Annotated in this window: 12 protein-coding genes and 1 tRNA gene; 7 read left to right on the forward strand and 6 right to left on the reverse strand. The window is 60.7% G+C overall.

What is annotated here, in order from left to right:
- Window positions 1-224: 224 nt before the first annotated feature.
- From msrQ to SM763_RS22935, 3 genes are all read right to left on the reverse strand, one after another.
- Entirely contained in the window at window positions 225-821 is a 597-nt protein-coding gene (gene msrQ / locus SM763_RS22925; RefSeq protein WP_368999885.1) for a protein-methionine-sulfoxide reductase heme-binding subunit MsrQ, read from the reverse strand.
- Window positions 821-1,720 carry a protein-methionine-sulfoxide reductase catalytic subunit MsrP gene (gene msrP, locus SM763_RS22930; protein WP_368999886.1) on the reverse strand — a complete coding sequence of 300 codons (900 nt, stop codon included), beginning with the start codon at window positions 1,718-1,720 and terminating at the stop codon, window positions 821-823. Before msrP ends, msrQ begins: the two co-directional genes overlap by 1 nt.
- Before the next feature lie 70 nt (window positions 1,721-1,790).
- Window positions 1,791-3,281: an FMN-binding glutamate synthase family protein gene (locus SM763_RS22935; RefSeq protein WP_368999887.1), complete on the reverse strand. Its 1,491-nt coding sequence runs from the start codon at window positions 3,279-3,281 to the stop codon at window positions 1,791-1,793.
- 126 nt (window positions 3,282-3,407) lie between these two features.
- Here SM763_RS22935 and SM763_RS22940 point away from each other — a divergent pair, with 126 nt between their 5' ends.
- On the forward strand, window positions 3,408-3,857 hold the full coding sequence (locus SM763_RS22940) for a DUF302 domain-containing protein (RefSeq protein WP_065271772.1): 450 nt from the start codon (window positions 3,408-3,410) through the stop codon (window positions 3,855-3,857).
- Window positions 3,858-4,058: 201 nt separating this feature from the next.
- Window positions 4,059-5,507, forward strand: coding sequence for a methyl-accepting chemotaxis protein (locus SM763_RS22945; RefSeq protein WP_368999888.1), 1,449 nt, complete (start codon window positions 4,059-4,061; stop codon window positions 5,505-5,507).
- 82 nt (window positions 5,508-5,589) lie between these two features.
- Here the strand turns inward: SM763_RS22945 and clpB are convergent, their stop codons facing one another.
- Complete coding sequence (clpB, locus tag SM763_RS22950) at window positions 5,590-8,208, reverse strand: ATP-dependent chaperone ClpB (protein ID WP_368999889.1); 2,619 nt, start codon at window positions 8,206-8,208, stop codon at window positions 5,590-5,592.
- 276 nt (window positions 8,209-8,484) lie between these two features.
- Between clpB and pyrF the strand changes: the two genes are divergently transcribed.
- Window positions 8,485-9,198 (forward strand): orotidine-5'-phosphate decarboxylase, encoded by a 714-nt coding sequence (gene pyrF, locus SM763_RS22955; protein ID WP_368999890.1) that lies wholly within the window; start codon window positions 8,485-8,487, stop codon window positions 9,196-9,198.
- Between the two features lie 446 nt (window positions 9,199-9,644).
- Here pyrF and SM763_RS22960 read toward each other — a convergent pair whose 3' ends face one another.
- Window positions 9,645-10,052 carry an NUDIX hydrolase gene (locus SM763_RS22960; RefSeq protein WP_274833032.1) on the reverse strand — a complete coding sequence of 136 codons (408 nt, stop codon included), beginning with the start codon at window positions 10,050-10,052 and terminating at the stop codon, window positions 9,645-9,647.
- Window positions 10,053-10,149: 97 nt separating this feature from the next.
- On the opposite strand from SM763_RS22960, the gene SM763_RS22965 reads away from it, so the two are divergent.
- Window positions 10,150-11,442, forward strand: coding sequence for a DNA polymerase IV (locus SM763_RS22965; RefSeq protein ID WP_368999891.1), 1,293 nt, complete (start codon window positions 10,150-10,152; stop codon window positions 11,440-11,442).
- Between the two features lie 31 nt (window positions 11,443-11,473).
- On the opposite strand, the gene SM763_RS22970 is transcribed toward SM763_RS22965, so the two are convergent.
- Complete coding sequence (locus SM763_RS22970; protein WP_274833033.1) at window positions 11,474-12,334, reverse strand: N-formylglutamate amidohydrolase; 861 nt, start codon at window positions 12,332-12,334, stop codon at window positions 11,474-11,476.
- A gap of 158 nt (window positions 12,335-12,492) precedes the next feature.
- Between SM763_RS22970 and SM763_RS22975 the strand changes: the two genes are divergently transcribed.
- The 3 genes from SM763_RS22975 to SM763_RS22985 all read left to right on the forward strand — a co-directional run bounded on the left by SM763_RS22975 (window position 12,493) and on the right by SM763_RS22985 (window position 14,042).
- A tRNA-Val gene (locus SM763_RS22975) sits at window positions 12,493-12,567 on the forward strand.
- Window positions 12,568-12,647: 80 nt separating this feature from the next.
- Window positions 12,648-12,773 carry a type B 50S ribosomal protein L36 gene (ykgO, locus tag SM763_RS22980; RefSeq protein ID WP_008562923.1) on the forward strand — a complete coding sequence of 42 codons (126 nt, stop codon included), beginning with the start codon at window positions 12,648-12,650 and terminating at the stop codon, window positions 12,771-12,773.
- A 252-nt stretch (window positions 12,774-13,025) separates the two neighbouring features.
- Window positions 13,026-14,042 carry a Fe(3+) ABC transporter substrate-binding protein gene (locus SM763_RS22985; RefSeq protein WP_065271778.1) on the forward strand — a complete coding sequence of 339 codons (1,017 nt, stop codon included), beginning with the start codon at window positions 13,026-13,028 and terminating at the stop codon, window positions 14,040-14,042.
- Window positions 14,043-14,440 lie beyond the last annotated feature (398 nt).

Consider the following 14,440-nt stretch of genomic DNA (forward strand, 5'->3'; position numbering starts at 1 on the left):
CCTCATCCTCAAAGATGCCTCAGTCTCTCCTGAGCGTCTCAACCGTCTTTCCGATCCGTCATCAGCGTCTCCGCCGCGCCCCGTAGCGCCTCAGCGCCGCCGGTGAAGGGGGTTCTAGTCCTAAGGGCCGGAGGGCGCAAGCAGAAATTTTCGATTCCGGGCGGTTTTTTCAAAAAACCTTCATGCGCCCATGTTTTAAGCGATTTGATGGGCCTGAGGCACGATCAGGTGGTGGCTTTTCTGCGGATTACGGGCAGGCGCAGGGCCAGAAGCGTAAGAATCACGGCCAGATAGGCCAGCGGTTCGATCTGAAACCCTTTGACCAGCATCACATAGTGCAGCGCCCCAAGGGCAATGGCCGGATAGGTCAGGCGATGCAGAATGCGCCAGCGCGGACCGAGTCGGCGCACAGAAGCATTGTTCGATGTCACCGCGAGCGGCAGGAGCAGCACAAAGGCCGCCATGCCGATGGTGATATAGGGACGTTTCAGGATATCAGCGAGAATCTGGGATGGGATCTGCACATCCAGCAGCAGCCACACCAAAAGGTGGCACAGCACATATATAAAGGAGAGGACCCCCAGCGCCCGGCGGAACCGCATCAGGTTCAGCCCGGCGTAACGGCGCAAGGGGGTCACCGCCAGCACCGCCACCAGCAACTTCAGCGCCAGTTCGCCATATTCATGCTCCAGCGCCTTGACCGGTTCGACCCCAAGGCCACCGGTCAAGGCCAGAAAGAACAACCCCGGCACCGGCAGGAGGCCCAGCAGATAGACACTCCAAACCGGAACACGGCGCAGCAGCTGGTTCAGGCCATCCATCAGAAGTGTTTGGCCAGATCCATCCCCTCGTAAAGAGAGGCGACCTCTTTTTCATAGCCATTGAACATCAGTGTCGGCTCCCGGCCTGCAAAAAGACCGCCGCCGATACGCCGTTCGGTGGCCTGGCTCCAGCGGGGATGATCCACCTTTGGGTTCACGTTACTGTAGAATCCGTATTCGCGGGCATTGGCCATGTTCCAGCTGGTAGGCGGTTCCTGATCCGTCACAGTGATGCGCACCACCGATTTGATCGACTTGAAACCGTATTTCCATGGCACCACCAGACGGAGGGGGGCGCCGTTCTGGTTTGGCAGCGGCTTGCCGAAGATGCCGGTGGCCATCAGGGTCAGCGGATGCATCGCCTCATCAAGGCGCAGGCCCTCGCGGTAGGGCCAGTCCAGAACCCGATAGGCGGTGCCCGGCATTTCCGAGGGGCGATAGAGCGTTTCGAAGGCCACGTATTTCGCCCCTTCCTGCACACCCGCCATATTGAGAAGATCCGCCAGTTCGAATCCGCTCCAGGGCACCACCATCGACCAGGCCTCGACACAGCGGAAGCGGTAGATGCGTTCCTCGATCGTCATCTCACTGAGGATCTGCTGAAAGTCATAGGCGCCGGGCCGGTCAACCATGCCATCGATCCGGACGCTCCAGGGTTCGGTCGTCATCTGTCCGGCATAGGCTGCGGGATCGCCCTTGCCGGTGCCGAATTCGTAGAAGTTGCAATAGCTGGTCACGTCGTCCCAGCTGTTGGGCTCCAGCGTCTCGGCCTTGGCGCCGCCCGCCAGCGTGCTCAGCCCAAGCCCGGCCATGCCCGCCATGATCTGGCGGCGGTTCCAGAAGGCCGCTTCGGGGGTGATATCAGCCTCGGTCAGGGTATTGGTCCAGCGACGTGCCATTGCGGGCTCCTTTTTCCATGTTCGTTACCAGAGCTAGCGCGGGAGAGGCCACGGACCAAAACATATCCTGTCACGACTCCGCGATAGCACTGTAACCTGGCATGATCTCGTTCATCGGACGGGAGGTGCCATCCCCCTGTACGATGCGCACGTGGCGCCGCCGCAGCTGACGCGGCTCGGCCACCCCCACGGAATGGGCGATGGTTTCGACCTCGTGGATCACCTCGCGGGCAAACCGGGCCACGCGCTTGTCCTTATCCTCAACCACCAGGCCCTTTTGCAGGCGCGGATCATGGGTGGTGATACCGGTGGGGCAGGTGTTCTTGTTGCATTTGAGCGCCTGAATACAGCCAAGGGAGAACATGAAGCCACGCGCCGAGGTCACGAAATCGGCCCCCGCGGCCAGCGCCCAGGCCACATCGCCGGGATTGACCAGCTTGCCGCTGGCGATCAGGCGGATGCGCTCCTTCATCCCGTATTCATCGCGCAGGTTACAGACCATCGGCAGCGCCTCGCGCACCGACATCCCGACCAGATCGATCAGCGGCATGGGGGCTGCGCCGGTGCCACCTTCGCCGCCATCGATGGTGATGAAGTCCGGCGCATCACCCGGGCGCGAGGCGATGTTCATGAACATTTCCCGCATCACCGCTTCGGAGCCGACCACCGTTTTGATCCCGACCGGCTTGCCCGTGACCTCGCGCACATGAGAAATCATGTCGAGAAGGTCATCGAACGTTCCGATCTCGGGGTGGCGGTTGGGAGATATACTCGCCTTGCCTTCGGGGATGCCGCGGATCTCGGCAATCTCGGCGTTGACCTTGGCCGCAGGCAGGATGCCGCCCTTACCCGGTTTGGCCCCTTGCGACAGCTTCAGTTCGAACATCCGCACGTTCGGATGTTCCGCCACCTTGCACAGCTTTTCATCACTCAGGTTGCCGTGTTCATCGCGCACGCCGTATTTCGCGGTGCCGATCTGGAAAACAATGTCGCAGCCGCCCTCAAGGTGAAACGGGCTGAGCCCCCCTTCACCGGTGTTCATCCAGACCCCCGCCTCACGCGCGCCGCGGCTGAGCGCCCGGACAGCGGGGCGTGACAGGGCGCCGTAGCTCATCCCGGAAATGTTGTAAAAGGAGGGCGCCAGATAGGGCACCCGTGCCCCTGCCCCGATCACCATGGGTTCGGAACTGGCGTATTGGTCATCAAGGGGCGGGAAAGGTGCGTTGACGAAGATCGCCGTGCCCGGCACCGAAGTATTGCGGGTTGAACCGAAGGCGACCGTGTTTCCCTTGCCCTCACTGGCGCGGCTCACCCAGTCGCGCTGCGCCCGGTTGAACGGCAGTTCTTCGCGATCCATGGCAAAGAAATACTGACGGAAGAATTCGCCTAGCGTGCTGAACAGATGCCGGAAGCGTCCGATGACAGGGTAGTTGCGCCGGATCGCATCCTCGGTCTGAAGCCTGTCCACAAGAAACAGGACCAGCAACAGCAGCCCGACCGCCCCCAGCGCAAAAACAAATGCAAGCGCCAGGAATTCTATGGCATTCGCCGCAATACCCATGCAAAAACTCCTATGTACCTATATATTCAGTAAGACGCGCGGCCCAGACACCGCCTGCCCTGCCCCAGACTGAGGGGGAACGCCGGGGCGGGCAAGCGAGCTTTGCTCACAAAAGGGAGATATATCATGAATTTTTTCGCAGCCACCGTTGCCGCCACGGCCACCGCCCTGTCCCTCGGCGCCAGCGCCCAGGCCGAAGGCATGGTCAGCTACAAAACCACGCTGTCCTTTGACGACGTGACCTTTGGCCTGGAAAGCGCCATCACCGACCGCGGTCTGGTGGTCGATCACATCAGCCACGTGGGCGATATGCTGGAACGCACCCGCGCCGATGTCGGCTCTGACGTCGTTCTGTTCGAAAAGGCTGACGTCTATTCCTTCTGCTCGGCGCAACTGTCGCGGCAGGTGATGGAAGCCGACCCGATGAACATCATGTTCTGCCCCTATGACATCTTCGTCGCCCAGATCCCCGGCGAGGAAGAGATCACCATCGGCTTCCGTGCCTTCCCCGAGGGCGAGATGCAGGTGATTCAGGAACTGCTGGACGGCATCGCCCGCGAGGCGATCGAGGAATAAGGCGCGGCCCCGTCGCACACATATATATGTGTGTGTGCGGTCAGCACAGAGATTGCCCGGGACCGGGATCACCGGTTCCGGGCGGGACGCTGCTGTGGGCGGCCCTCGATAAGTCACTAAATTTCATGCTAAATTAATACCGCGAAAATATCTCTTCTTCATCCCGCCTGCCGGGAAATGCATTGCTGAAGAAGAGGTCCAATGTTTTTCAAATTCAAGTCTGCAGAACGCACACAAGAACAAGACGATTTGCTGGGTACATTGGCAGCCATAGAGAAGACACAAGCAGTCATCGAATTCACACCCGACGGAACGATCCTGCGCGCAAACGAGAATTTTCTCTCTTCCCTCGGCTATACCGAACAGGAAATCACCGGTAAGGCCCACAGAATGCTTGTCTCCGCAGACTATGCCAGTGGCCCTCAGTTCCGGGAGTTGTGGCAGGCGCTTGAACAGGGGCAGCATTTCACCGACCAGTTCCCCATGCGGTCCAAATCAGGCACCGAAGTCTGGATCCAGGCGACCTTTGCGCCGGTTCTGGACGCGGCGGGACAGGTGCGCAAGATCATCAAGCTGGGCACCGACATCACCTACCGCCGCAAGGCGATCCAGGATATTTCGCACGGGCTGGTCGCACTGCGCGACGGCGCGCTGGATCACCGCATTCCAGTCTCTGACATTCCTGACCTTGGCGCCGTGGCCGGAAATTTCAACGCGGCGGTCACGCAGCTGGAAACGGTCATCTCGGCGGTCAAATCCGTGTCGGAAACTGTAGAGCACGCAGCGACTGGCATCAGCCAGTCTTCGGCAGAACTGTCACAGCGCACTGAAACCCAGGCGGCAACCCTGGAACAGACCGCAGCCGCCATTGAAGAGCTGACCACAACCGTCAAATCCGCTGCGCAGGGCGCGCAGGATGTGGAGCGAATCGTGACAGAGGCGCAGACCACCGCCGAGGGCAGCAGCACCGTCGTGCAGGAAGCCATTGATGCGATGGATCAGATCCGCGCCTCCTCGGAAAAGATCTCAACCATTCTGACCGTCATCGACGACATTTCCTTCCAGACCAGCCTGCTTGCGCTCAACGCCGGGGTCGAAGCCGCCCGGGCCGGCGAAGCAGGCCGTGGCTTTGCCGTGGTTGCCTCCGAGGTGCGGGCGCTGGCGAAACGGTCGACCGATGCCGCCGGAGAGATCAAGCTGCTGATCACCGAAAGCTCGGGCCATGTGGTCACGGGCGTCGATCTGGTCGGCCGCGCCGGCGGGGAGCTGAAATCGATCATCCAAAGCGTCAGCACGATTTCCGGCCACGTCAGCGACATCGCACGGGGAACGCAGGAGCAATCCGCGACCCTGTCCGAAATCAACATGGGCATGGGACAGCTGGACGAAGTCACCCAAAGCAATGCCGCAATGGTCGAAGACGCCTCCGGCGCCAGCCAGATCATGGCCAACAACGCTAAAAACCTGTCACAACAAGTGGCTCAGTTCAGAACCAGCAACGGCGCCGGGACTGAGGGCCGCGCGAACGTGGTGCGCTTCAATGCCGCCCAGCGCGCACAGGCCCCGGTCGCAACACCTTCGGCGGCTACAGTCAACGCGACAGCGCGGTCAGCCACATCGGGGAATGTGGAGACCTGGGAAGACTTCTGAACATCCCGTGCCCGAATTATAGAAAAGGCCCGCCATCTCTGGCGGGCCTTCTGCGTTTCATCCGCAAGGATCGAGTGGGTGCTTAGTGCACCACGGCATCGTCCGGCTTGGGCCGGTCGGTGGTTCCGATCCGGTCGCCGATGATCAGACCATCCGCCCCGGCAGAAACCGGTACGGTGTCCCCGTCACGAATATCGCCAGCCAGCAGCAATTCGGCCAGCGGGTTCTGCAAGGCACGCTGGATCACGCGCTTCAGCGGGCGGGCACCGAACACCGGATCATAGCCTTCGTCGGCCAGCCAGGTCTGCGCACCTTCATCCAGTTGCAGGGTGATCTTGCGATCGGCCAGACGCTTCTCAAGCCGCTTGAGCTGGATCTTGACGATGCCGTCCATATCGGCGCGAGCCAGACGATCAAAGATGATCGTCTCGTCCAGACGGTTCAGGAATTCGGGGCGGAAATGCGCCCGCACCGCATCCATAACGTCGCGCTTGGCATCCGATGCATCAGCGCCTTCGGGCAACTGGCTCAGCGCCTGCGCGCCAAGGTTCGACGTCAGGATGATCAGCGTCTGCTTGAAGTCCACGGTGCGGCCCTGACCATCGGTCAGCATACCGTCATCCAGAACCTGCAAGAGCACGTTGAACACATCCGGATGCGCCTTTTCGACCTCGTCAAACAGAACCACCTGATAAGGACGCCGCCGCACGGCCTCGGTCAACACGCCACCTTCCTCGTAGCCGACATAGCCCGGAGGAGCACCGATCAGGCGCGCCACCGCGTGTTTCTCCATGAATTCGGACATGTCGATGCGCACCATCGCGTTGTCGTCATCAAAAAGGAACTCAGCCACGGCCTTGGTTAGTTCGGTCTTACCGACACCGGTCGGCCCGAGGAACAGGAAGCTGCCAAGCGGACGGTTCTCATCGTTGAGCCCCGCACGTGCCCGGCGCACCGCATTGGCCACCGCCGTCACGGCAGAGTTCTGACCAATCACGCGAGCATGCAGGTCGTCTTCCATCCGCAGCAGTTTCTCGCGCTCACCTTCCAGCATCTTGGAGGTCGGGATCCCGGTCCAGCGCTCGACAACACCGGCGATCTGCTCGGGGCGGACGGCCTCTTCGACCATCAGACCCCGCTGTTCCTTCTCCTCGGCCTCGGCCAGCTGTTTTTCCAGCCCCGGGATGACGCCATAGGACAGTTCACCCGCACGGGCGAGGTTGCCTTCGCGTTTGGCGATATCCAGTTCGGCGCGCGCCTTGTCGAGCTGCTCTTTCAGATCACGGGCGCCGGCCAGCTTGTCACGTTCAGCCTGCCACTGGGCGGTCATCTCTGCGGATTGCTCCTGCAGGTCCGACAGCTCTTTCTGCAGCGTCTCCAGACGATCACGCGAGGCGGCATCGTCTTCCAGCTTCAGCGCCTCTTCCTCGATCTGCATCTGCAGGATCTGGCGGTCAAGCGCGTCCAGCTCTTCGGGCTTGCTGTCCACCTGCATGCGCAGACGGCTGGCGGCTTCGTCCATCAGGTCGATGGCCTTGTCCGGCAGGAAACGGTCGGTGATATAGCGGTTCGACAGGGTCGCCGCCGCCACCAGGGCCGCATCGGCGATGCGCACACCGTGGTGCAACTCGTACTTTTCCTTGATACCGCGCAGGATCGAAATCGTGTCCTCCACCGTCGGCTCGGACACCATCACCGGCTGGAACCGGCGTGCAAGGGCCGCGTCCTTTTCGACATACTTGCGGTATTCATCCAGAGTGGTTGCGCCGATGCAGTGCAGCTCACCCCGTGCAAGCGCAGGCTTGATCAGGTTGGCCGCATCCATGGCACCATCGGATTTGCCCGCCCCCACAAGAGTGTGCATCTCGTCGATGAACAGGATGATCTCACCGGCGGCTTCAGTCACTTCGGTCAGAACAGCCTTCAGGCGTTCTTCAAACTCACCGCGGTACTTCGCACCTGCGATCAGCGCCCCCATGTCCAGCGCCAGAAGCTGCTTGTCGCGCAGGCTCTCAGGCACATCGCCATTGACGATGCGCAGCGCCATGCCCTCGGCGATGGCAGTCTTACCGACGCCCGGCTCACCGATCAGCACCGGGTTGTTCTTGGTGCGGCGGCTCAGCACCTGCATGGCGCGGCGGATTTCCTCGTCCCGGCCAATGATCGGGTCGATCTTGCCCTCGCGGGCGGCTTCGGTCAGGTCGCGGGCGTATTTCTTCAGCGCGTCATAGCCTTCTTCGGCCGTGGCGCTGTCGGCGGTGCGGCCCTTGCGAATGTCATTGATCGCCTCGTTCAGCTTCTGGGCAGAAACATTGCCTGCCTCCAGCGCGTCCTTGGCCTTGGATTTCACCATGCAAAGCGCCATCAGGACACGCTCGACCGGGACAAAACTGTCGCCTGCCTTGTCGGCAATCTTGGCGGCTTCATCCAGCACCTTGGCGGTCTGCTGATCCAGATACATCTGGCTGCCGTCGCCGCTGACCTTGGGCAACTTGGCAACAGCCGCATCCGCAGATCCGGCAACCTGGGTGGCATCGCCGCCCGCGCGGGTGATCAGGTTGGCAGCAAGCCCCTGATCGTCATCCATCAAAGCTTTCAAAAGGTGCTCGGGCACCATGCGCTGGTGCTCTTCGCGCAGTGCAATTGTCTGCGCCGCCTGCACGAAACCGCGTGCACGCTCAGTGAACTTGGTCAAGTCCATCTCTCTCTCCTTTTACAAGCGCCCGATCAATATGGCAGCGCCCGCTTTGCGGCACGCCCCGGTCCGGGCCTCACACTCCAATTTGGGAGGTCTCGCCCCCTCTTCAAGAGCATATTGACCGCAAAGAGATGCAAAATCTCTGACCTCAATCAAATTCTCATGGGCAGGCGCGGCGCCAAATGCCTTGTTTTTTAGGCTTTCCCAACCGCCCCGTGCGGATTAGGAAAGCGCAATTCCGCATCCCCTGTCACGTTTTCACAAAACCGGAGACCCGCCATGTCTGCCACTGCCCCGATTGCCGACGACCGCCTGATCGTTGCCATGGACGTTCCCAACGCAATCGAAGGATTGAAACTGGCCGAGCGGCTGGGCGATGCGGTGTCCTTTTACAAGATCGGTCTTGGCATGCTGACCGGCGGCGGGCTGGCGCTGGCGAATGAGATGAAGCAGGAGCTGGGCAAGCGGATCTTCCTCGATATGAAACTGTTCGACATCGGCGCCACGGTGGAAAACGCCGTGCGCGGGCTGGCGCAGTTCGATCTGGATTTCCTGACAGTGCATGGCGACCCCTATGTGGTGCGCGCAGCCAAGGAAGGCGCGGCAGGCAAGGACATGAAGATCCTCGCCGTCACCATCCTGACCTCGCTGGATCGCGATGACCTTGATGGGGCGCTGATCAAACCCGGAGAAATCCGCGATCTGGTGCAGGAGCGTGCAGGAAATGCCTTTGCCGCCGGAGCCGACGGGGTGATCGCCAGCCCGCAGGAAGCCGCCCTGATCCGCGCCCTGCCCGAGGCAGCGGGCAAACTGATCGTCACCCCCGGCGTGCGCCCGGCCGGTGCGGATCTGGGAGACCAGAAACGCGTTGCCACCCCGGCCAGCGCCATTGCCGATGGCGCCGATCACATCGTTGTCGGTCGCCCGATCTGGAAGGCAGCAGACCCGCGCAAGGCCGCCGAAGACATTCTGACCGAGCTGCGCAGCCTGTAGTCCAGCGAGCCGCATTGCGGCTGAACGCAGTCCCAATAAACGTATCAGGGGTGGCGGTCAGTGCGTCCGTCTTGGCCGCCGCGCCCATCCGGCAAACCTTACCACTGCGGTTTGCCCAATTTTCAGGCAGAATTTGCACGACATGGTCAGCAAAACATTTCCCGCCGAAATTTCCTGAAAACTGCCCTGACCCAACGTCAACCTCATAATATTTAACTAGAATACCAAAACTGACCTCCCCAGAGCCGCCACACAGCTGTGCCCGGAAAAGCACAGGCTGTGGCAGAGCATCCATTTCGGGGAAGTGCAAAATTTGCGTCAGGGAGTCGGATCGGCGATTCTGGTCTCAACACTCCCCAGACGAACTCTTCTTCCTGAGGTTCGTCACCTGCCCCCGCCGTTTCGAGCGGGGGATTTTTCTTGAAAAACCTCCACAGCGCCCGACGCTAAGCTCTGGCCTCGCTCAGATAGCCCGAGAGCTGTTCGGCGAAATGCGGCACAGCAAGGGGATGTTCGCAATACTCCCGCGGATCCATCAGAGCCCACCGCTGCCCTTCCGAACCCAATCGGATGTCCGACACCAATCCCGCAGGCTGATGGGAGACAAAGAACCAGACATATCCGCGCGGTCGACTGTAGCGGCGCGACCAGACCAGATCAGACGGGGCCAGTTGCAGCCCGATCTCTTCCTCGGTTTCTCTCAGCGCGCAAACCTCGGGGCTTTCCTCCTGCTCCCGTCCGCCGCCGGGCAGATCCCAATGACCGGGATAGGGAATGTCGGGTTTGTCATCGCGCAGGATGACCACGATTTCCTGGCCCAGAAACAAGGCCAGTTTTGCACCTGAAAATGTCATGACATGAACATGGCCCCGCGATGGCCTAAAGACAATATTGCCGGGCCAGAGTACACTCATCCTGCACCGTTTCAACGAAGCCCCCTACCCGCCTGCCATGCCCGCCTCATCCACATCTTCGCAGTCTTCCGCCCTGTGCCGAGACTGCCTGCGCCAGATCGCACCGCCGCAGCGGCGCCCACTGCGTTGCCCGGCCTGCGGCAGTCCGCGCGTCAAGGTGCATGACGAGCTGTTTTCGCTGACCATCGCCCATATGGATTGCGATGCCTTCTATGCCAGCGTTGAGAAACGCGATGACCCGGCGCTGGCCGACAAGCCGGTGATCATCGGCGGCGGGCGGCGCGGGGTGGTCTCCACCGCCTGCTATGTGGCGCGTATCCGGGGCGTCAAATCCGCGATGCCGATGTTTCAGGCGCTGAAGCTTTGCTCCGATGCAGTGGTGATCAAACCCCGGATGCAGGTCTATGCCGAGGTGAGCCGCGCCGTGCGCGAAATGATGAACGAGTTGACGCCGGATGTGGAACCGCTGTCACTGGACGAAGCCTTCATGGATCTGTCCGGCACCGAAAAACTGCACGGGGCGCCGCCCGCCGTGATGCTGGCGCGGTTGGTCAAACGCATGAAGGACGAGCTGGGAATCACCGGCTCGATCGGCCTCAGCCACAACAAATTCCTGGCCAAGGTTGCCTCAGATCTGGACAAGCCGCGCGGATTTTCGGTGATCGGTAAATCCGAGACCGCAGATTTCCTGCACGACAAACCGGTGCGGCTGATCTGGGGCATTGGTCCTGCGGCACAGGCTTCGCTGGACAAAGCGGGGATTCGCACATTTGCCGATCTTCTGCGCTGGGACCGGCAAGATCTGCACGCCCGCTTCGGCTCGATGGGGGACCGGCTGTGGCATCTGGCCCGGGGCGAGGACCGGCGCCGCGTTTCCGCCAATGCGCCAGTGAAATCGATCTCCAAGGAAACAACGTTTTTTGAGGATACAGCCAATACCGAGGTTCTGGACGGCCATCTGTGGCGGCTGGCGACTCAGGTCTCGGACCGGGCCAAGGCCAAGGAAAAGGCCGGGCGCGTGGTGACGCTGAAACTGAAACGGGCCAATCATTCGGCCCTGACCCGCCGCATCGCCCTGCGCAGCCCCACCCAGATGGCCGATACGATCTATCGCACCGCACGTGCTCTGTTGGATCAGGTGGGCGATCAGGGTCCCTATCGCCTGCTTGGCTGCGGCATTTCCGATCTGGTGCCCGCCGATCAGGCCGATGTGACCGGCGACCTTCTGGACCCGCAGGCCAGCCAGCGTGCCGGAGCCGAACGGGCCAGCGATGCCATCCGCAAACGGTTTGGAGATGGCGCCATCCTGAAAGGGCGTGCCCTGCGTTAGGATCGCTCCTGCCCAGACCCGCAGCGGGCTCTTACTCGGCGGCAAGCGGACGCTGTTCCTGCACCGAATCTGTCATTGCTGCGATGACACCGCGCAAAGCGTCCTGAAGGATGGCGAAATTGCCATTGGGCCGGATCGTGGCCTCATCCATATAAAGAGAGCGGTCGATTTCCACCTGGATCGCGTGCTGATTGCGCGACGGGCGGCCGTAGGCCTGCGTAATATAGGCGCCGGCAAAGGGCGCGTTGCGGGCCACCCGCAAACCGACACTGGTAAAGGCGGCTTCGACACGATCAACGATCTCACCCGCCGCCGCAGCCCCAAACCGATCCCCCAGTACCACGTCCGGCATCTGCCCCGACCGGGTGGGCATGGTTTCCAGCGCCTCGTGCGGCATCGAGTGACAATCGATCAGAATCGCATGGCCAAACCCGATATGGGCCTGATCCAGCAATCCCTGCAGCGCCCGGTGATAGGGGCGCCAGTAGCTGTCGATGCGCCTGCGGGCCTCGGTCAGTGGCAGTTTACCCCGGTAGATCGCCTGGCCGCCCGCAACGACCCGGGGAATCACCCCCAGTCCCGAGGCCACGCGGGGATTCTGGCCCCGGCGCATCACTCCTTCGATCAGCGCTGGGTCCAACTCCTCCGGAGAGCGGTTCAAATCCAGATAGGCGCGCGGCTTTACCGCTCTTAGCAGCGGCGCACCATATTCAGGCGCTGCAGCAAAAAGCCGGTCGACAAAGGCATCTTCGGAACTGCGGATCCGGTGCGGATCGAGAATCGATTGTTCAAGGAACTGCGGCGGGTAATCGGCGCCGCTATGAGGCGATGCAAAAACGATTGCTGACCGCAGATTTTGCGGCGACATGACAGAAAATGCTGCGTCGGACATCCCGGCTCCGGCCCCTTAGATCTAAAAACAGCATAGACTGGAAATTTCTGGGGTCAAAAGCTCTTGCACCCCTCCGCGACTCTTATTATAGACCCCTTCACCGGCGCGGCATCCCGCGCCCCGTTTGTTTCTGGGGCAGGATGTTGCAAGGGTTTCATGGGCGATTAGCTCAGCGGTAGAGCACTTCGTTGACATCGAAGGGGTCACAAGTTCGAACCTTGTATCGCCCACCATGAATTCATTGTTTTGGCCCACGGGTCGGAACACCCGCTAACCTAGGCGCTGGTTCGCGCCGCAGAACAGGAGAAGGACCATGAAGGTCAAGAACTCGCTCCGCTCGCTCAAGAACCGGCACCGTGACTGCCGCGTTGTGCGTCGCAAGGGCCGCGTCTACGTGATCAACAAGACCCAGCGCCGCTTCAAAGCGCGTCAGGGCTAAGATCCACCAGACCGGATCTGGGACTGCACGACAGTCACAGCGTATTTTGAAAACCGCATCTTCGGATGCGGTTTTTTGCGTTTTAGCGGCGGCGCTTACCGAAACGAGCCGATACGACCTTGCCCACTGACCCGCAGCCAGCCCGTGAATTTTCTCCAAGTAAAATTGTCAGTTTTTGTTTTCATCCGCTTCGGAATCCTATAATCGACTAAATCAGTCGGAAAGACATACCGAAGCTTGATGGGAGTAACCATGTTGAAAGCGACCACGATACTGGCAGGCGCTCTGGCCGCCACCATTGCAACCTCTGCCGCCGCCGAGGGAGAGGTAAACCTCTATTCCTCGCGCCATTACGACACCGATGAACGCCTTTATTCGGACTTCGAAGAGGCAACCGGCATCCGCATCAACCGGATCGAAGGCAAAGCGGATGAGCTGATTGCCCGCATGCAGGCCGAGGGTGAGAATTCCCCTGCCGATATCCTGCTGACCGTCGACACCTCGCGGCTGGCCCGCGCCAAGGATGCAGGCGTGCTGCAATCCATCGACAGCGACGTTCTGGAGGCGCGCGTACCCGGTTACCTGCAGGACGCAGACAACCAGTGGTTCGGCTTTTCCCAGCGCGCCCGGATCATCTTCTACGACAAGGCTGACGTGGCCAACCCGCCGCAGACCTACCTTGATCTGGCCGATCCGGCGTACAAGGGGCTGGTCTGTATCCGCTCCTCGACCAACACCTACAACCAGACCCTGCTGGCCTCGATCATCACCCACCAGGGCAGCGATGTTGCCAAATCCTGGGCCGAAGGCGTGGTTGCCAACATGGCGCGTGATCCGCAAGGTGGTGACACGGACCAGCTGCGCGGTATCGTTTCGGGCGAATGCGAAATTTCCGTGGCGAACAGCTATTACTTTGCCCGCTCGATCCGCAAAGACGTCAAAGGCCTCTCCGATTCGCGTGACATGATCGGCTGGATCTTCCCGGCGCAGAACGAACAAGGCGCGCATATGAACCTGTCCGGTGGCGGCGTTGCTGCACATGCCCCGAACCGCGATAACGCGATCAAGTTCCTCGAGTATCTCGCCTCGGATCAGGCGCAGCAGTATTTCTCGGCGGGCAATGACGAATACCCAGCCGTGCCGGGCGTGGGCCTCGCCCCCAGCATCGCTGCCCTTGGCCATTTCAAACCCGACGACATCAACCTGTCCGACGTGGCCAAGAACATCCCCGAAGCACAGAAGATCTTTGATGCGGTAGGCTGGAAATAATCCACCTCAGGATGATTCGAATTTTAAAAAAGGCGCGAGGCCCCCTCGCGCCTTTTTGTCCTTTTTGAGAGTCGCAGATGGTCAGAATGTCTCAACTCAAGACCCGGATTTTCAGAATCGGCCATTGCCCGCTCCCAAAATGATCCTTTAACACCTTTACACCTGCAATCCGGCAACTTTGTTGCTGAATTTCTGGACCTGCACCCTACTGCCGCCTATAGATTTGCGGAATTTTCAAGTGAGGGGTTAAAGGCACATGCAGGGTTTCCGGGATATCTGTGACTCTTCACGATAAATGGCACTGATATTTGCACGCTAATTGGCACTCTCGGTGCGTTGGAGGGTGCGGTAGATCGTAGGCCGCGAGACGGCAAATACATCTGCGAGATCGCTGACGG

It is taken from the genome of Pseudophaeobacter sp. C1-32P7, from assembly GCF_041008775.1.
Lineage (GTDB): Bacteria > Pseudomonadota > Alphaproteobacteria > Rhodobacterales > Rhodobacteraceae > Phycobacter > Phycobacter gallaeciensis_A.

What these genes read in the sequence shown, in the direction of transcription:
- SM763_RS22970 (WP_274833033.1), bottom strand. Translation starts at nt 12,334, where the DNA reads ATGTCCGACGCAGCATTTTCTGTCATGTCGCCGCAAAATCTGCGGTCA.
- msrP (WP_368999886.1), bottom strand. Translation starts at nt 1,720, where the DNA reads ATGGCACGTCGCTGGACCAATACCCTGACCGAGGCTGATATCACCCCC.
- SM763_RS22945 (WP_368999888.1), top strand. Translation starts at nt 4,059, where the DNA reads ATGTTTTTCAAATTCAAGTCTGCAGAACGCACACAAGAACAAGACGAT.
- SM763_RS22940 (WP_065271772.1), top strand. Translation starts at nt 3,408, where the DNA reads ATGAATTTTTTCGCAGCCACCGTTGCCGCCACGGCCACCGCCCTGTCC.
- SM763_RS22985 (WP_065271778.1), top strand. Translation starts at nt 13,026, where the DNA reads ATGTTGAAAGCGACCACGATACTGGCAGGCGCTCTGGCCGCCACCATT.
- ykgO (WP_008562923.1), top strand. Translation starts at nt 12,648, where the DNA reads ATGAAGGTCAAGAACTCGCTCCGCTCGCTCAAGAACCGGCACCGTGAC.
- SM763_RS22960 (WP_274833032.1), bottom strand. Translation starts at nt 10,052, where the DNA reads ATGACATTTTCAGGTGCAAAACTGGCCTTGTTTCTGGGCCAGGAAATC.
- msrQ (WP_368999885.1), bottom strand. Translation starts at nt 821, where the DNA reads ATGGATGGCCTGAACCAGCTGCTGCGCCGTGTTCCGGTTTGGAGTGTC.
- clpB (WP_368999889.1), bottom strand. Translation starts at nt 8,208, where the DNA reads ATGGACTTGACCAAGTTCACTGAGCGTGCACGCGGTTTCGTGCAGGCG.
- SM763_RS22935 (WP_368999887.1), bottom strand. Translation starts at nt 3,281, where the DNA reads ATGGGTATTGCGGCGAATGCCATAGAATTCCTGGCGCTTGCATTTGTT.
- pyrF (WP_368999890.1), top strand. Translation starts at nt 8,485, where the DNA reads ATGTCTGCCACTGCCCCGATTGCCGACGACCGCCTGATCGTTGCCATG.
- SM763_RS22965 (WP_368999891.1), top strand. Translation starts at nt 10,150, where the DNA reads ATGCCCGCCTCATCCACATCTTCGCAGTCTTCCGCCCTGTGCCGAGAC.